The 18,779-nt window shown below is 37.4% G+C and carries 16 protein-coding genes and 1 pseudogene; 11 read left to right on the forward strand and 6 right to left on the reverse strand.

Annotated elements, in window-relative coordinates; translation table 11 throughout:
• The coding region (locus tag P9Q65_RS11380; RefSeq protein ID WP_304509545.1) for a hypothetical protein at positions 1–704 on the forward strand (704 nt) is incomplete at its 5' end.
• Between the two features lie 193 nt (positions 705–897).
• Here P9Q65_RS11380 and addB read toward each other — a convergent pair.
• Positions 898–4,290 (reverse strand): annotated as a pseudogene (gene addB / locus P9Q65_RS11385) (helicase-exonuclease AddAB subunit AddB); the annotation flags it as partial.
• A gap of 127 nt (positions 4,291–4,417) precedes the next feature.
• Between addB and P9Q65_RS11390 the strand changes: the two are divergent.
• Positions 4,418–4,831, forward strand: a complete 414-nt coding sequence (locus P9Q65_RS11390; RefSeq protein WP_304509547.1) for an FMN-binding protein — start codon at positions 4,418–4,420, stop codon at positions 4,829–4,831.
• Positions 4,832–4,965: 134 nt separating this feature from the next.
• On the opposite strand, the gene P9Q65_RS11395 is transcribed toward P9Q65_RS11390, so the two are convergent.
• Positions 4,966–5,391 carry a DUF523 domain-containing protein gene (locus P9Q65_RS11395; RefSeq protein ID WP_304509548.1) on the reverse strand — a complete coding sequence of 142 codons (426 nt, stop codon included), beginning with the start codon at positions 5,389–5,391 and terminating at the stop codon, positions 4,966–4,968.
• 365 nt (positions 5,392–5,756) lie between these two features.
• On the opposite strand from P9Q65_RS11395, the gene P9Q65_RS11400 reads away from it, so the two are divergent.
• The 6 genes from P9Q65_RS11400 (at position 5,757) to P9Q65_RS11425 (ending at position 10,337) form a co-directional block, all read left to right on the forward strand.
• Positions 5,757–6,359, forward strand: a complete 603-nt coding sequence (locus tag P9Q65_RS11400; RefSeq protein ID WP_304509549.1) for a TetR/AcrR family transcriptional regulator — start codon at positions 5,757–5,759, stop codon at positions 6,357–6,359.
• 90 nt (positions 6,360–6,449) lie between these two features.
• Positions 6,450–8,708: a HelD family protein gene (locus P9Q65_RS11405; protein WP_304509550.1), complete on the forward strand. Its 2,259-nt coding sequence runs from the start codon at positions 6,450–6,452 to the stop codon at positions 8,706–8,708.
• On the forward strand, positions 8,705–8,938 hold the full coding sequence (locus P9Q65_RS11410; protein WP_304509551.1) for an acyl carrier protein: 234 nt from the start codon (positions 8,705–8,707) through the stop codon (positions 8,936–8,938). The genes P9Q65_RS11405 and P9Q65_RS11410 overlap by 4 nt, the downstream gene beginning before the upstream one ends.
• 9 nt (positions 8,939–8,947) lie before the next feature.
• Positions 8,948–9,169: a heavy-metal-associated domain-containing protein gene (locus P9Q65_RS11415; protein WP_304509552.1), complete on the forward strand. Its 222-nt coding sequence runs from the start codon at positions 8,948–8,950 to the stop codon at positions 9,167–9,169.
• A 303-nt stretch (positions 9,170–9,472) separates the two neighbouring features.
• Positions 9,473–9,874 (forward strand): pyridoxamine 5'-phosphate oxidase family protein, encoded by a 402-nt coding sequence (locus tag P9Q65_RS11420; protein WP_304509553.1) that lies wholly within the window; start codon positions 9,473–9,475, stop codon positions 9,872–9,874.
• A gap of 112 nt (positions 9,875–9,986) precedes the next feature.
• Positions 9,987–10,337, forward strand: a complete 351-nt coding sequence (locus P9Q65_RS11425; protein WP_304509554.1) for a four-helix bundle copper-binding protein — start codon at positions 9,987–9,989, stop codon at positions 10,335–10,337.
• A gap of 200 nt (positions 10,338–10,537) precedes the next feature.
• Here the strand turns inward: P9Q65_RS11425 and P9Q65_RS11430 are convergent, their stop codons facing one another.
• Together P9Q65_RS11430 and P9Q65_RS11435 are read right to left on the reverse strand one after the other, a co-directional pair.
• Positions 10,538–11,905, reverse strand: a complete 1,368-nt coding sequence (locus P9Q65_RS11430) for a sensor histidine kinase (protein ID WP_304509555.1) — start codon at positions 11,903–11,905, stop codon at positions 10,538–10,540.
• A gap of 1 nt (position 11,906) precedes the next feature.
• A complete protein-coding gene (locus P9Q65_RS11435) occupies positions 11,907–12,578 on the reverse strand; it encodes a response regulator transcription factor (RefSeq protein WP_304509556.1) in 672 nt (223 codons plus the stop codon).
• Between the two features lie 208 nt (positions 12,579–12,786).
• Here P9Q65_RS11435 and P9Q65_RS11440 point away from each other — a divergent pair, with 208 nt between their 5' ends.
• Positions 12,787–14,676, forward strand: coding sequence for an S-layer homology domain-containing protein (locus tag P9Q65_RS11440; RefSeq protein ID WP_304509557.1), 1,890 nt, complete (start codon positions 12,787–12,789; stop codon positions 14,674–14,676).
• Positions 14,677–15,468: 792 nt separating this feature from the next.
• On the opposite strand, the gene P9Q65_RS11445 is transcribed toward P9Q65_RS11440, so the two are convergent.
• Entirely contained in the window at positions 15,469–16,320 is an 852-nt protein-coding gene (locus tag P9Q65_RS11445) for a hypothetical protein (protein ID WP_304509558.1), read from the reverse strand.
• 86 nt (positions 16,321–16,406) lie between these two features.
• Positions 16,407–17,111, reverse strand: a complete 705-nt coding sequence (locus P9Q65_RS11450) for a hypothetical protein (protein ID WP_304509559.1) — start codon at positions 17,109–17,111, stop codon at positions 16,407–16,409.
• 1,120 nt (positions 17,112–18,231) lie between these two features.
• On the opposite strand from P9Q65_RS11450, the gene P9Q65_RS11455 reads away from it, so the two are divergent.
• Positions 18,232–18,495 (forward strand): DUF1643 domain-containing protein, encoded by a 264-nt coding sequence (locus P9Q65_RS11455; protein WP_304509560.1) that lies wholly within the window; start codon positions 18,232–18,234, stop codon positions 18,493–18,495.
• The coding region (locus tag P9Q65_RS11460; RefSeq protein ID WP_304509561.1) for a DUF1643 domain-containing protein at positions 18,455–18,779 on the forward strand (325 nt) is incomplete at its 3' end. The genes P9Q65_RS11455 and P9Q65_RS11460, both read left to right, overlap by 41 nt.

Here is an 18,779-nt window from a genome sequence, read left to right on the forward strand (position 1 = left end):
CTGAAGCGGCTATCATCATAGATGGTGCCGAGTACGCAATGACGCTGGGCAATAGTGGGGAATTTATTGCAAACATTGAGATTCCTCTTTTTTCCGAAACCCATGTCTCCACAGTGATTTTCCGCGAAGACGAATCCATACGAACCGAGGCGCTGGATTGGCATGTCTCACCGCAATACGACTATTTCCCCGACATTTCTGCATATTTGGATGGTAGTGCAAAGTATAGCTCGCAAGACGGCGTATATGTTTATCACAGGGAAGGAGTTGTCAATGTAGATGCCTACAGTAAGGGCGAAGGAGAGATTAAGCGTGTTACCCTTGTTGAGATGCTGGATGGCAAGAAGTTGAGCACGACAGACATTCCCCTTGATAACAAGGAATTTTTTGAAAATTATCAAAGTGAGAGCGGTGCAAGACCGGAGAATGTGGCAGCTGCTCAGTCTACAACACAGATGGAGGGTCACATCACCCAAGGACCGTTCTACTATGCGTTGGACAAGGACTATGAGATTCCCTATGGTAGTACGCTTACCTTATATGTAGAGGTCGAGGACGGTAATGGGTTTCTTTACCGCTGTGTGATTGACCACATGGAGGTCAGCGACAGCGGGGAGCCCATAGACGATGACTATTTGTGGGAAGGTATGGACGCCAGCATTTATGACACAAACGGACAAGTGCTTTATGAGGGAAGTCAATAGTTGTAACAGTAAATTGCCATTGAATAAATAACTGAAAAAACATCGGGAGCAGCTATTTCATGTCTGAAACGGCTGCTCCTTTCTTATGCCCAAAATCAAAAAAAGAGGGATTATGATAAAGAAAAAATATGATATTACTTTCTTACGAGCCCACCATTAGGTGGGAACCTTTTAAAGCCCCTTTTTTGTTCTATTATTCTTCAATCATTTCCCAGAACTCCTTTTTTGTTACCTTTCTTAAATCCCGCCACTTGGGTTCATCCTTATAGTCATAACGGCAAATTGATTGGAAGCGGCAATAGGAACATGGTGTTTGATTGCCTTTACGATAGGGGGAAGGGACAATGCTACCCCTTTGTATAGAATTTCCCAACTCTGCTGCCCGATTGACAACAAAAGAAAGAAGATTATCATATTGTGCTTCATCTGCCAGAAATGCAGTTGATGAAGGTTCTCCCTTTTTTGTATATCCAACGGGGACAATTGCGGAACTTTTCCCCTTTACATCTTCTATGAAAATGTGGTCAAGGCCTTGAATGACGGTCTCATCTTCCAGAATCAGACCGGACATTTGCATTTTTTGATAGAGTGCATTTTCAATTTCCGTTGCACTCATTTCTTCATTCAGTGAAATATTGGGGTCTGTAATTCTGAAGTAAAATACCCCCCCTGGTTTTAAAGGTGTCGAAGTTTTTTCATAATGTTTTAAATAGGCATCCAAGTAAATAAGCAATTGTAGCTGCAAACCGTAATAAATATCTTGGAAATTAAAGGTTTTTGAACCTGATTTATAGTCGATAATTTTTGCATAACGATTTCCGTGAATATCAAGTAAATCCACCCGGTCAATTTTTCCCGATAAAATCAGTTGATTTCCCTCGGCCAATTCGATGACGATGGGTGGTAGGGTTTCATGATTGCCAAAGCCGATCTCATAGCCAAAGGGAACGAAATCTCCATTTTTTAAATGCTGTACCAAGGTCCAAGCAGCACGGGCGGAAATACGTTTTAAACGGTGAATCAGGTACTGATTTGCTGCGGTTTCCATCAGGATTTCATTTCCTAATTTTGGTGCGGCAAGGTCAACGGCTTCAAAAATCATTTCTTCCGTTTTTTCCTGAGATAATGAATCCCATGGAATGTTTTCAGTCTCTATTTTGTTGGAAAACAGTTCTAAAACCTCATGAAACAGCAGTCCCAGATCCGGTGTGTGCAGCTGATAAAGTTTTCGTTCTGTGGCTTTCAGCCCATATTCCACAAAATAGGAAAAAGGGCATGCGGCAAAGCGTTCCAGACGAGATACACTGGAAAAAATTTTTTCTCCATACAGCATTTTTGTGGTTTTTGGGGAGAGCTTTTCCTGCTTTTTTGGGGTTACAAAGCCCCTACGGAGTAAGGAAAGGCGTTTTTCCCAAAGGGGATCCGTAGCAAAAAAACTATAAATATCCTGCCAAAGGGGTTCCATAGGGGTTTCTTTGCTATGCTCTCGCATTTTTTCGCCAAGAAGATGAAAGGCAGAACTGGGCACCATTTCTTCCAATTGGAAACCGGAATAAGGCTGAATCGTTAATGCATTGTCCATACGGCAAAGGCGATCAATAATGGCAGAGGGAAAGAGAGCCTTTCCTTCTGTCTCCCCATTTGCATAGGTCAAAAACAGTCCATGGGATGGCAGGGTGAGACCCCGATAAATTAGAAATTGCTCTTCAAAAGCCTTTCGTTTTCCGTCACTTGCCAATTCCATTCCTGTTTCTGTTAAAAGCTGACGTTCAGCTTCGGTAAAAATACCCTGTGCTTGGGCGGGAGAAGGAAGAATTCCTTCATTTACACCAAGAACAAAAAGATATTTGATTTCAGGGAGGCGGGAACGCTCAATATCTCCTACTAAAAGGCAATCGGTAGTGGGAGGAATGACACCCATAGTACATTTTTGAATTCCTGCGGAAATAATTTTTGATGCCTCTGCCACTGTCATGGGTTCGTTTCCTAAAATTTCTGTTGCCTTATCCAGCACCTGTATCAGAAGTTGCCATATTTGCCGATGTTCCTCTGCTTTTTCAGGGTGGCCACCTTCTATAGCTTCATCCGTCCATTTGAGGAGCGTTCCAGCGATATTTAATGTCTCTAAATGTTGAATAAGTTTAGTTACAAATGTTTGTAGGGGCTGTCGGGAATTCTTTTTCCATTGGAAAAAAGGAAGGAATGGTTCCATAAAGCGTTGGCGCAAAAGATTCATATACTTTATAGTGTCTTCCCCTTCTTTTTTCAGCCCATATTCCCAAACTTCTTTTTGCCACTTATAGCCTTTGATCCCGTATGCAAGAACATAGTTTTCTAACGCATCAATGTCCGCAAGGGGAAAAGCGGTTAGCCCTGATTTTAAATAAGCAAAAACATTTTCATACCGAAAGTCATATACCAAACAATCTAATAAAGCCGTTATCATTGTAATGAAAGGATGGGTGGTAATTTCCCGACGGCTATCAATGAAGCAGGGAATATTATATTCCCGTAGGATACCACGAAGACTTTTTTCATAAATTTCCATTGCATTGGTTACGATTGCCATTTCCTTATAGCGTAAACCCCTTTCCCTTACAAAACGGGTGATAGTGCCGGCTACAAAGGTAATTTCCTCTTGTTTTGTTGGGCAGGAGATGATGCTTACACTCTCCTTTAAACTACATTTTTTATAATAACCTTGGAAGTAGTATTTTTCCAAGGACTGCAATGCCTGGGTTTTTGCCCTGTGATTTTCCGAAAGAAAAACCGTGGGTTCTATAGGTGTACTATTTTCTTTGGCTAAGTGCAACAATTTATTTTTCGCCATATATGGTTCGTAAAATGGGGCGGTAAGGGGTAAAAATAGTGCGTGAAAGCTTTTTTCATCCATGGGCAGTGTGATGTTAACTCTATTGCAAAGCTTCATCAATCTTTCTATGACGGAAAACTCCTGAGGTGTGAAGCCATAAAAGCCGTCAAGCCAAATTTCTGTATTTTGGAAAGGTTCATTTGTGGAAAGCTGTGTTGCCAAAAGGGCTAAGGATTCATCCGCAGAAATATAATCATTTTTTATAAAATCAATATAAGATTGATATATTTTAGCTAGATCGGAAAGCTTTTCTGTCACGCCCGTGGTTAACGCCTGAGATTGTGCTTTTTCTAAAAGTTGTTGAGGCTCTATGTAATATTGAAAAAATTCGGAAATGGTTAGGTTAAGTTGATCGACAAAACCGTTTTTATTCATTACATTACGAAAAAATGACAGATTGTCTTTTTCATCCAGTAAAATTTTTTGTAATGCCATGGATTTTCCAATGTCTCCTAAAGGAACTTTTTGACCAATACCGTTTTTCGAAAAAATTTGGTGGGCAAGTCGGCCAAAACTTAGTACTTCGGCGGAGAGAATGGCATTTTTGGGGCTATATGTAATCAAGTCACGCTCTGCTTGAGAAGTAAACTGTTCGGGAACAATAAAAATTTGGCGTCCGTTCCCATTTGTTTGATTTTTTATAATTTCATCCATACAAAGATGAGTTTTTCCGGTACCAGCGGTACCGATGATAAAGCGTAATGCCATTTTATTATCCTCCTTTTTCTTACCATAATACCTAAGCATAAGCTTTTTTTCAAGGCAAACTTGTACAGCGGAATAAAGGTGAAATGACAAACATATGGTAAAGATAAGGAAATGTATTCTAGGAGGGAGTAAGGTGAGCGGCACGAGGTTTGTGGTGATAAAATTGAAAGAGCTCATCAAGACGGTGGTATTTGCTGTGTTGGGCGTCATTATTCTGGTTGGGTTGATTTGGTTTTTCTTAAGCTTGGGGGATAAGGACTCGGGTACATATCAGGACGGGGTGTATCATACCCAGGTTGCTTTAGGCGATGAAAATGCTATGGTTACCGTTACCATTGAGGATGGGGCGATTGAGGATGTTGCCCTTTCTGAGGTATCTGAAAGCACCATGGTATTCTATCCGTTGTTGCAATCAGCGGCGGAAGAGGTGTGCAAAGAGGTGGTAAAAACCCAATCCTTAACCATTCAGGTTTCAGAACAAAATGCATATTCAGCACAGGCGATTTTAGAGGCTGTTGCCCAGGGGTTAGAAGAGGCAAAGAAGTAATTCGTAAGTTGTTTGAATACAAAAAAGGCAAAGGATTCATCTTTCAAAGAGTGTCAATAATATTGGCACTCTTTATTTGTATTTTTTGACGAGCTTTTTTCGAAAACTATGTAGACATTCAACTGTTTTTTTGTTTATGAAAGCTTTATATCTTCGCAATCAGTGACTTTGATACCTGCTTCTTTTAGGGTTTTGGCAAAGAGACCCTGTCCTTTTATTAAATCACCCTGAAACGTTCCGTCGTATATTTGGTTTACACCACAGGTTGGGCTTCTGGATTGTAAAATTGCCAAGTCTATATTTTTGCTGCTAATTCTTTCCATAGCACGATTTACACCCGCTTGAAATTCCTTGGTGACATTTTTACCGTTTTTTGTCCTAAAAACACCGTCAACTATTTCTACGCTTTCTCTTGGACTGCCTAAGCCCCCAAGTAATTCAGGGCAGATACTGATTATGGTATGTCCTTGGATATAATCAATAACATTTTGATTATAATTATTTCCACCGTTATATTTACAGTTTTTCCCTAACAGGCAGGCACTGACTAAAATGTTCATATGAATTTGCTCCTTTCGAATAGTTGTTTTAAAAAGAATATACCACAGGGAGGACAAAAATGGTAGCTAAAGAATATCCTTTTGAAATTGATTGGAAGACTTAGCTTGTTTTGATGCCTAAAAACAAGAAAGAAAAGATAATAATGCCAAATTATTTATTTATGTCACATGGGGATTAAGGCATTGCTTGTTAATTTTGCATTATATAGTATTTGCAAATAAAAATAGCTTCACAGACACTGTATGAGAGGGATTTTTTTATAGGTCAAGAATCAATCATATTTTTGTTGACAAAAAAAGCAGATGGGAGTATGCTTTCATTACCATTGGTAATTACCGATGGTAATGAAAGCGGGAGGTGCAAAGTGAAAAAAAATATAACAAAAGAGCAAATTGTTGTAACGGCTCTTGAGCTTATGCGAAATAAAAGTGATTTGCGAGGAGTCAATCTTCGGGAAATAGCGCGGACATTAGGTTGTGCCCATACAAATTTGTATAATTATTTTCCCTCATACAATGATTTGTTGTGGGAAACACATGCTACGTTACAGGGAATTTTTATGAAAATGTTGCTAGAAAAATTGGAACAAGCAAATACCCCTGAAATGCAGCTTACCTATTTCTTCCAAGCCTGTGTAGAAATGTATCTAGATAACAAAGGATGGTTTCGGTTAGCGTGGCATGAATACCTTGAAGGCGATCGTCCACAGGCAGATATTGAAACAACAGAAGCAACAAACAAAATGCTGAATCAGCATATAGCCCAGATATGGAAAGAGCTTTATGGGCAATACCCAAATGCAGATGCGACAAAACGAGTGCTTCATAATACCCATTCTTACATTGTGGGCGAAATTTCAAACTATCTTTTAGGCAGAGGGTGGGTTGAAAACGAACCTGAATTAAAGGCCTATATTGTTCGTGAAGCCGTCAGTATGTTTAGGCTATGTCTTACGGGCTGTGATTAAGGGGAATTGTTTGGGAATAAATTTACTGGCAATGGGAACGATTGCCGTGCTGTAAAAGTTAGATTTCGCCATTGAAAACGAGGTGTTTACTTGGAAAACTATGAACATCAATTAAATGTTGAACTTGCCCATTACAATGAAATTTATAAAATGATACACGATCAATTAGAGGATGCTAAAAAAGATAACTCCAAAAGCATAGAAAACTTAAGGGAAACAAACCGAGATATGTGGGAGAATGCATCCCATTCCGCAGATGATTTTGACGGAGCGGTGGGGCTAAACCAATTTTATCAACCATTAGCCAGCAATTCTTTTGCAATAGAATTCAGTGAAAAAAAAATACAGTTACTTGAGCGGCTATTAAAATCAGCCTATTTTGCACGGATTGATTTTTGTTCAGGAAGGAAAGAACGGTATGAACCGGTCTACATTGGTAGAGGGACGTTGTTTGATGATAGGGAAGAAACAATCTTAATCTACGATTGGCGTTCTCCTATTGCCAGCCTGTTTTATCGTTTTGAAACAGGAGCGGCTCATTATGATGCACCGGGTGGTACTATTGCCGGTGATATTGGGCTGAAGCGGCAATATGAGATAAAAAACGGCGTCTTTGCCTATTTTTTTGATGCCGATGTTCAAATCGCAGACGAGTTTTTGCGTAAAATGCTATGGGGTAATACCTCTAGCAAGATGAAAACCATTGTAGAAACGATCCAGAAAGATCAGGATATCGCCATCCGAGATATGACCCACGACTTACTTATGGTGCAGGGTATTGCGGGAAGCGGCAAAACTTCTATTGCGTTGCATCGCGTGGCTTATTTGAAATATCAGGGTATTCAAAATCGCTTAAAATCATCGGACATCATTATTTTATCCCCGAACACCCTATTTGAACAATACATTTCCAATGTCCTGCCGGAGTTAGGGGAAGATGAAGTAAAATCTGTTGTGTTTGATGATTTAGTGACTAAAATATTGCCGGAAAAAACCGCATTCCGGTCTCGCTACCACCAAACTGAAATTTTGATTTCCTGTGAAGAACCCACTACGAAAGCACTGCAAAAACAGGTGATGGAATTCAAAATGTCCACTGCTTTTTGCAGAATATTAAAGAGGTATGCAGACAGTCTGCCAACATCTCATATCTCCTTTCCGGATATTGAGTATGATGGAAAAATTGTTTTTAGTGGACAGTATCTAAAAGACCGTCTGCTGCAAATGAACAGTAATATGAACTTGGCTGCAAAACTGAGGCAGTTGCGGCAGCATATTTTTGACAAAATCCATGAAATACGGAAGGAACGGATGCCCAAATTGTTGCGGCAAGCAAGGGAAGATCCTGAGCATCCTTTTGATTGGAAAGAATATGCTAGGGAACTGTCCATTGAAGAAAGCACTCGCCTTGCCCAAAAAGTGGATGGATTTATCAAATTGGATAGTGTTGCCCTTTACAAAAAATTGATAAATAAAGATGGTTTGTTACTTTCCCTTTCAAAAGAAATTGAATTGCCCAACAATGTTGAGGAAATACTCTTTCATTCCCAAGCATTGCTGGTTGACAATATGCTTCAAAATGAGGATGCTTTGGCTGTAACCTATTTGCAACTAATACTTGGTACAATCAATGGTTCCAATAATATCTATAAGCATATTCGGCAGGTAGTTATTGACGAAGCACAGGATTACTACAGTCTCCATTTTGAGGTGTTGAAACAATTGTTTCCAAATGCACGTTATACCATCTTAGGAGATATCAATCAAACCATTGAAAAACGGGAAAATATGCATTTATATGAGAAGATTACGGAAATTATGAAGCCACGCAGTTCCTGCTTAATGGTTATGAATAAAAGTTTTCGATGTACCAAAGAGATTCTTTCATTCGGGATGCAGTTTTTGGACGAGGACACCCTCTTTGAGAGCTTTAACCGCAGTGGGGATGTGCCACAGGTTATTGAAGCCCCTAATATGGATTTTCTTGATGAGAAAATGATTGAAGAAGCTATTTACAGTAAAAACCAAGGTTATCAATCCGTGGGAATTATATGTAAGGATGCAAAGGAAGCAGAAGCCCTTCATTGCCGTTTAAAAGATAAAATCAAAATCCATTTGGTACGTTCGGGCGAAAATCTGAATATAGCCGGAGTATTTATTATTCCTATTATTATGTCGAAAGGATTGGAGTTTGATTCTGTGCTAATTTACGGTGTAGATAGAAACCGCTATCATTCAGTTGATGATAAAAAATTGCTTTATATTGCCAGCACACGTGCTCTGCATCGACTCAATTTATTTTATACCGGAGAGAAAAGTTCGTTCATTCGAGGAGGAGTGAAAATATGATTTTGGATATCATTATTTCTCAGTTGGCTGAGGTCATAAGTGCTTCTGCAAATGATTTAAGCGGCAAAACGCCTTTGACGCCGGAATATGATATTGAACCAATTGATATTGCAAAACTGATGATTGAAATTGAAAAGCGTTTTGAAGTGACGATTCAAGATGAGGATGTTCATACATTCCAGACGGTGAATGATGTAGCCAAATATGTGGATGCACTCATTGCAGAATAGGAGGCAGAAATGAAAAAGGTCATTATTGTTGAAGGTATGGATAATTTGCCGATGGGCAGTGCCGTATCCCGTATTTTAGAAGGTATTAGCGGTGTGGATAAGGTTGCGTTAAATTTAGAGGAAGAATCCATCGTTGTGGAGTATGGCCGAGGTGTATTCACTGAGGAAGAATTATGTGCTGCCATCAACGAGGAAGGTTTTGAGGTTTTAGAAATATTTGACGAAGGCTAATACTATATTGTAAAAACGAATAACATAATCTGTCAATTAACAGAAACGAGCCACTTTTGAACCGACCCTCCCCAAAAAAAGTTAGACCAAAAACCTAACGATTGGGAGGTCGGTTTTTTATGTAGTGCAATCAACGGAACAATTCCCATGTATAGCCTCATACCAAGCCGACTAGCAGGGTAGGTGATTGCTATTTGTTTATCATTAGGAAATTTTTAACGCTATGGTTCATTATATAGTTTTACATAATTATCTTGAAATAGTTAAAAATAGAGTAAAGAATATAAAAATTTGGAGGTAGCTATGAAAGAAAGTATTGATTTTTTGAAAAAGAACAAATTTGGTAATCTTGCAACCTGTGATGGGAACAAACCGGATACCCGTCCTTTTGAAGTAGCCTATATTTCTAACGAAGGGCTTTTGTTCTATGTGTCTTCGGATACTGAATTATGCAAACAGCTAAAGGCCAATCCTAATATTTGTTTTTGTGCAACAAATGAAAAGTATGACTATTTAAAAGTTACAGGGGAAATCTCTTTCAGCAAAAAACAAGAAGATAAGGATAAGGTTCTTGCTAACAGCCATTTTGCAAAAAAAGTGTATGAATCAAGTGGCGAAGATAATATGGAGGTGTTTTGTCTGTCACATGGTGCGTGCATGTTGCATCATCATATGGACGATAACGTTACAAAAGAAAGCTTTTGATTTTAGAGTTATTTTTTTAAAAAGTGGAAGCTGTTTCACAAGCATCTAAACTATTAGAATCCATTCAACTATGAGTGAAAAGATAGCAAAGATATATTAAGGAGGTTTTAAAATGGGTATGGTTACAAAAACAACAGATAAGTTTCAGGTGTGTATTGATGCCTGTGTAAAATGTACACAGGCTTGTTATGAATGCTTTGATGCATGCTTGAAAGAAACGGATCTTAATAAGAGAAAAAAATGCGTTGCTATTTTGGTGGAGTGTGCTATGATGTGCCAAATGTCAGTTGCGCTTATGTCAATGAATAGGGAAGAAGCCTATGATCATTGCGAGATGTGCGGAAAAATCTGCGCTAAATGTGCCCAGGAATGTGCCGAGATGGAAGATGACCATTGCAAAAAGTGTGCAGAAATTTGCAAAATGTGTGCAGATGAATGTATAAAGCTGTCATCAATTTCATGATGATTGCTATAAAGGAAGATACGTAATAGAGTGTTTTTCTTGTTTATGGTGAAAACCACGGGTTAGGCGGAGGGAGCTAAAATGTCGTTGATTGGTTCCATTATTCAGTCGATTTTTTTTAAGGTATTTGCCAATGCCTCATTCCCCGTCAAATATCATAAAAAGCCTGTACCTATAAATGTAGGTACAGGCTATCTTTGTTATTTGGCTTCCGGCAGAATAAAAGTAAAAACTGTACCTTCATTTATAGTGCTTTCGACGACGATAGTTCCATTATGCTTTTCAACGATCCACTTGACCATGGCGAGACCTAGACCTGAGCTTCCGTTTGTATTATTACGGGATGGATCCACCTGAAAAAATCTGTCCCAAATTTTATCCAAGTACTCCGGCGCAATACCAATACCGTTATCGGCAATTTTGCCTTGTACATTTCCGTTAACCCGGTGCAAAGAAATTTTAACCAGACCATCTTGGTTAGCATATTGCACAGCATTTGACATAAGATTTATAAGCATTCGCATAATAAGGGTCTGATCGGCGTTTATATAAATATCGTCGCTAATATCAGTTTTAAACTTGATATTTTTATTATGGGCCACTAAATCCATTTCTTCAATAACTATTTGTATCGTTTCACTTAAATTCAGTCTTTCAAAATGAACTGCCTGCTTGTTGTTATCCGTTCTTGCCAACATAAGAAGTTCGCTTATCAGTTTAGACATCTTTTTGGACTGGCGCAAAATCACTTTAAGGGAGGCTGTCTTATCCTCATTATCTTCCTGTGACAAAAGGTATTCACACTGGGAAATGATTACCGCAGTTGGTGTTCTCAATTCATGTGAAGCATCACAGGTAAATTGGCGTTCATTTTCAAAAGACTTCTGTAAACGCTCAAACATCTTGTCAAAGGTTTCTGCAAGAACAGAGATTTCATCATTAGCAAGATTGTCGCCATAGATGGAAATTCGTTTTGATAAATCTTTTCCGCCTGAAATTTCGTTGGCGGCAGAGGTTATTTTTGATACAGGAGCAAAGGCTCGCTTTGTAATGAAATAACCTCCAATTGCCGTAAAAAGGGCGATAAACGGAAAAATAATTAGAGTTAGCTTTATCATGGATGCACTTGCAATATTCTCGGAACTTACAGGGATTATTCCTCGTGCCCAAAGGTCATCATGGCGTTTAAAATTTATAAAGTAATCATACACGTAATATTTTGTACCGTTTTCTTCGATTATTTGTAAATGCCTGTCTTTAAATTCCACATAGGTTGCATCTATTAAAATGGAGTTTTTTTTACTGAAACAGACATTGCTCTCTGTGTCATAAATCACTACATCAATGCCCTTGCTCTTGCCGAAATCGGGACTTATTTTTATCCCTTTATCATCATAGTTTACAGATTTAGACGCCCACTCTACGGCATTTGTAAGGCGCATACGCAGTATTGACTCCGTCATTTTGTTAGAACTTATGATAAGGACAGCAATAAAAAACACCGTTAATGCAACCATAAATACAGTGTGCCAAAGAGTGACCTTAAGTTTTATAGATAGTTTTTTCATATTATTCCACCCTTAAAACGTACCCCAAATTTCTAACAGTCTGTATCAGCGAAACATCAAAATCATCATCTATTTTTTTACGCAGATACCGTATGTACACCTTTATCACATTGTTGCCACCCTCGTAATCATAATTCCATATATGTTGTTCAATTTTCTCTTTTGAAAGAACAATACCTTGGTTCCTTATCATATACTCCAAAATAGCAAATTCTTTGCTGGAAAGATTGATGCTTACATCTCCACGTTTTACTTTGTGTGAGTCACAGTCAACCGTAAGGTCTGCCAGGGTAAATATGTTAGATACACTTTCTGTTTTTCGTCTTATCATCACCTTTATCCTTGCTAAAAGTTCATCAAATGCAAATGGCTTTATAAGATAATCATCGGCACCACAGTTTAATCCATTTACCCGGTCCTCTATACTATCTTTTGCCGTTAACAAAAGCACAGGGGTTTTAATATTTTTACTTCGCATTCTCTTTAGCACTTCAATGCCGTTAAGTTTTGGCATCATGATATCAAGAACAACTGCGTCATAATCTGTTAGGCTAATAAAATCCCAAGCATCTTCGCCGTTCAAGCAACTATCTACACCATAATTTTCATTTTTTAACCGTTTCACCAAAATTTCGTTTAAATCTTTTTCGTCCTCTGCTATCAATATACGCATGGGTAAACACCTCCTTTACAATAATAAGTAACTTTAGTTAAAGTAAGGTTAATAATGGTTAATTTTACTTAAACTATGCCATAACAGGTTGCTTTTGTAAATAAAAAAAATTTCTCCTTTAACCTCTCCTTAACGTCAGTCCATTATGATTGCTCTTACAACAGACAAAGTGAAAAACTAAGACATTATAGTTTAAGGAGTGGAGAGAATGAAGAAAAAATTAAGTATATTATTAGCTGGAACACTCATGATTTCATCAACGGTAACAAGTTTTGGCGCAAACTTTGCAGATATTAATGATGTGCCATGGTCAGGTGCTGCAACCTATATTAACGAGGCGGCAAGTCTTGGACTTATGGCGGGTGAGCAAAGTAATGGAAAGACCATATTTAGAGCAAGGGATGATGTAACCCTTTGCGAAACAGCACAGATTGTTTATAATCTACTTAAAACAGCCCAAGGTGTAACGGCTTCCGATGATATTATTACAAGGTGGACACCTGTTATGGCAAGCTATAAGATTCCCACATGGGCATATACATCGGTTGCTTATTGCCTTGAAAACTCTATAATTTCTACCGGCAGCATTTCAGAATTTATGAGTAAGGACGGAAAAAGTAATGGTGCCTCAAGAGAAGAAGTTGCAGAAATGATTGGAAAGGCATTGAATTTGGTGGACAGTTCCCTTTCGGTAGGCAGTACATCAACTTCATTTAATGATAATGCAGAAATTTCTTCATCGGCAGCAGGATATGTTGCACTGCTTTTCAATCAGAATATACTTTCAGGTGATGAAAATGGGAATTTCAACCCTAAGAAAACCATTAATCGTGCAGAAATGGCTGTTTTAACAACAAATAGCTATACTGCACTTAAGGGCAAATCAACAGAAGCACCACCTGCTGCAGGAGCAGCCTCAACAGGTGCAGCCTCAACAGGAATAGCATCAGCAGGAACGACCTCAGCGGCTGTGTCAACTGTATATGCTTACGAAAGCGGCGTTCTAGTTTCTTTTGCAAGCGGAATGCCAAAATCAAATTATACAATAGACAGCTCTGTGCCTGTATCCTATCAAGATGGAACGGCAGCAACAAGCAAAAATATTGCCGCAGGTCAGCGTATATCAATTACTTATAATGGGGATTTGATTACAAAGGTAGTGATAGAGGAAGCACCTCCGACGGCAACGTTGTCGGGTACAATAAGCTCTCTTTCATCCACAAAGATCAAGCTCTCCGGCAACAGCGGATATTATTATATTGACGAGGATTACATTTCAATCACTCTTGATAATGATGATATAGATTTAGATGATCTGATTGATGCAAAGGACGATGATGATATTTATGCTAAATTAACAATAGATAGCGATAATTATGTAACAAAAATTGTAGCAACAACAAAAGACGAAGATGAAGATGAGGGGACAATTTCCACGATAACAACAAGTAAAATTAAACTTACAGATGGAACATATTATTATTTTGAAGACTCTGATGATGTGGAAGTGACCCTTGATGATGACGATTCAGATGTAGACGAATTAATAGACGCTGTAGATGACGGAGATACCATCTATGTTGAGCTTACCATAGACAGCGACGATTACATAACAGAAATTGAAGCGACAACAGAGGACGAAGATGAAGATGAGGGAACAATTTCCACGATAACAACAAGTAAAATTAAGCTTACGGACGGAACATATTATTATTTTGAGGATTCTGATGATGTGGAAGTAACCCTTGATGATGACGATTCAGATGTAGACGAATTAATAGACGCTGTGGATGATGGTGATACCATCTGTGTTGAACTTACCATAGACAGTGATGATTATGTAATTGAAATTGAAGCGACGACAGCGGATGAGGATGAGGGAACAATTTCCACGATAACAACAAGTAAAATTAAGCTTACAGACGGAACATATTATTATTTTGAGGATTCTGATGATGTGGAAGTAACCCTTGATGATGACGATTCAGATGTAGACGAATTAATAGACGCTGTGGATGATGGTGACACAATTTATGTTGAGCTTGCCGTGGATAGCGATGATTATGTTACAAAAATCGAAGCAACAACAGAGGATTAATAAAATGTAATTTAAATATAGGGGGTACAGTTCCATTGAGAATCGTACCCTTTATTTTGGAGAGTGGGAGAGCCGCTGGAAAAACCAAAGGAATTTGTCAAAGACAGAAATCTTCTCTGTTGTAAACTTTTTATCAAAAGTTGTGTAACTGTATTTGAAGACAGAGTTAGGGTGCAATTTATAATCAATGTCCCAAATGAAGATAATGTAGGCTTTGAACCAATTACAGGAGAGGAAAGTTTGATGACATTTACAAAAAATTATGGAAGCAAAGGGAAATAAAAAGATGTACATAAATCAAAGCCAAAACACCCTGATGACCCCATTTCAGGCATGAAAGAACCCTCGAATCAGCCTATAAAAGCTTAATTCGAGGGTTCTTTCAATGGAGATGAAGCACCTGTTAAGGTATCCACTAAAAATCGGACAGAAGTTTCAGTACATGAACCTCTGCATATAAAAGCCTCGTCACATAATATGGTTACAACTCATTCTGATCCTTCGTTTTTAACAAAAGTTTTCTGATTCTTGATATCCAATGTGCATTTTGAAATACAAGTAGAACAATAATTGTCATAGCATATTTATTAATATCATTTGCTATTTTAAGATTGTTTATTCCAGGATTCCAGTATTTTGAATAAAGTGTGTACTTGTATAATATCAATCCTAAAAACGTAATAAACAATCCTATATTGCCCCAAATTATGTGTTTTAGCTCTTCACTTGCATGAGTTATTATATAAAATCATAATTTAAAAAAAATTTTTGTCTCATGTCAGTCGATTCAAATTATTTATCTTTAGAATCTTTTGCTTCGTGTGCGCTAAATTTCTCGCCCAAAATAGAAATGCTTTCAACCTTAGTCAAATCAATATTTTTAATTTTCTCAAAGTTATAGATTGTGTATCCTGTGTTTGTTTCATAGTCGCAAGCATTAAAAAAGTCCACATCCTTATTATGATTTAAGCTTAAGCTGCTACCATCTAAAAACCAAATAACAACATCACCGCCCACTATTACAAAATCATTATCAAAATGATGTGAAATTACTAGGCTTGTTTCGGCTATTTCTGCTTCAAGTAAGTCTAGCTGATATTTAACAGGATCATTTATTTTTGTTCTAAATACAGTTTTGTTAAGTGCAAATTGCAAACTATCGCTATACTGATCTATAGTAAACGATGTTTCTCTTGGAGCATTATCGCCTTCGATCAAATTCTCAAATGATAGTTTATATTCTCCCAGTAGAACCGTTTCATTAAAAGTATATGTTAAACGACAACTCTTTGTGTTATTTTTGCTTTCAAGTATCTCGTAGTCTAACCCACAACCAGTCTCTTCGTCTGTGCCCATCGGTGTTGAAAGGGATACATCAATATCATCAAAATCAACATTTTTCATAGCAGCCTCATCGGGAAAAACTACATCGCAAATGACTTCAATTGTTTGCTTATTGAGACTGATACCTTTTGAAACAAGTACAATATCAGAATTTGATTTCTCTGATTGGGTTGTGCTGTTTGAAGAAACAGCCACAGTAGAAGCTGGTTCATTTGTTTGTGTTGCTGTATTCTTACATCCAGAAAGTAAGCAAAACATGCTAACGAAAGTACATATTAGCATTATATTTCGTCTGTTCATAATACCCTCCTCTAAAAAGCCAACTTATAAGTGCTTTATGTACTTATAAGTTGGCTAACTATTTTTTATGTCATTAATTTGTTATATTATAAACCATATTGGTCAACATAAGCTTCCCAAGAACCGGAAATTTTTGATGAGCCGTTGTTTGTAATTTTAAAGTAGAATTTCTCTCCTCCATACACCCAATCCATACCGATTAATTGGTTTGCTCCTGTAGAGTATAGGGTTTTTGTCTTGCTGCCCATACTTTCATCATTTCTGCCATCCATCCAAGAAACTTTTATCTTTTGGTTAGCAGTATCAGGTGAAACAACGAATGCAACGCTTGCATAATCACCTTCTACATATTCTTTAAAATATCTACTTGAGTACATATAATTTCGAATGCTATATGTACTTGAGTATGGAAGCGTGCCTTTTCTTGTAGGAATTGAAGTTCCCCTCGTAGTTACATTATCCGTCATGTGGTCGATGGAAATTGAATTGTCAACTCCCATAAAAATAATCTGATAATCGTCAGTTACATTGTATACTTTATTTCCAACGTAGAATGTGCTACCAGGTTCCCAGCCCATTTTATGCATATATTCGATTACACCATCTGTGTCATTTGCCATGCTTCTGGAAAACGATGCAGATTTACTATCTTCTTCATCGGATATAGAATAAACAGTAAGCGTTACCGCTTCTCCTGATTTTAAATTTTCAGTAGTGTCACTTGCTGCATATGCAGTATTTCCTAATGCCATGATAGACAGCATCATAAGAGCTAATAATCTTTTTTTCATAAAATAACCTCCTAATAATACTAAGCAAAGTATGATTGTATTAACAGCGTTTGTTCTGCGAAAACTCATCTTTGCGATTCATAGTAGCAGTATGATTTAATTTGTACATCTCAAAGCAAACATATTTTATACTTTACTAAAGTTTGTAGTTTTGGATCACCATGGACAAATCAAGCTGGTGTTGTACTATAAAAGCGATTCACTAGCTTTTATTAATCATTTCCCAAATGTGCTCTTTATTGATATTTGCTATTCTTTATGTTATAATAATTGAATATACTCCCTGTTTGAAACAGATTTTGTGTTCCCGCACGCTCTCTGCTTTTTCACTCAGGGTGTTTTTTCCTCCTTTCATATGATTAATTTCCATAGTACTGCCTCCTTTCTTTCAAGATTGCCTACAATTCTATAAATATCACTGTTTATATACTTTACCACTATAATATCCAGTGTATTTATCATTTTTGTCATCATGAACATATTTACTTCTTGCAAGAGTTCCTGCATATGTCTTTCCGCTTTTATCGATTATAACATATTTTAAAAATTATTTTCCACTAATAGCTGGAATACTATTTTATCAATAGCATGGAATGAAGCTTTAACATTCATTAAAAACACACTCCCTGTGCTTGTACTGACAAAATATAATTCGGCTCAAGTAATAGCACCCGTATAAAAATAATTATTGTTAGCAATTTAAACATATTACAACTGTACTTGGTTGCCTACAGTATATTCTATATGGAAACAATTGTCAATTATTAAAACTGTAGTCCGATTTTGAGTGCTACAATTTTTTATAATAAATTCCAAAATAAGACAAATATATGACAAATTTTACATTGTGTATATGAGTAGTTTAACGGCATTTATTAGCTAATATTAACTAAACAACAGAAAATTTGTCGAAATGTTGATTTGTGAAAATAGTAGTAGTATCTTTTATTAAATTACTATATTATTCTTAAAACAAGCAAACGACTTACAGCTAAATGTAGTAATCCAAAATGATTTACTCATAAAAAATAATAATTTCAACTATTTGAAACAACCCCTCCTATAAACTAATATTATAAATCTGAAAAGAACCAATTATAATATAAAGGAGGAAACACCAATGCCGATCACAGAAAAAGCAACCATCAGAAGCAAATGTACCTTTTCAAAGGACAGAAAGCACAAGTTTCTGCTAACCCTAGAATGGGAAGAGAAGAAGCCAAAGGCTGTTGTTATCATGACTTCACCTGCGGAAGCCAACTGCATTGTAACAGACCTAACCACAAGCCTAGTAATCAAAAATCTTCACTCTTTGGGCTATGGAGGATGCGACCTCGTAAACCTTGGTTCAAAGTTCCACTACAACAAGCTTATTGTGGGATAAAACGGAAGAGAATTACAACAAGGAAAATCAAGAGGTCATTCAAAGGTGTGTTGCAGATGAAAAGAACGAAAAAACAATCATTGCATGGGGTTCATGTGGAGAGGGTAACAAAAGAATCCAAGCCTACCAGAAAAGCCTATTAGAGAAACTTTCTGACTATCAAGATAAGCTTTTTGTAATTCGGGACGGACGTGGTAAGAGAGGGCTTCATCCTCTAACCCCTTCCATCAGGAATCGGTGGGAGCTAGTGCCTTTTGAAATGCCAAAGACCCAAAATCAGCCCT

Origin of the sequence: Anaerotignum sp. (assembly GCF_030625865.1) — a bacterium.
Taxonomy (GTDB): Bacteria; Bacillota; Clostridia; order Lachnospirales; family Anaerotignaceae; genus Chakrabartyella.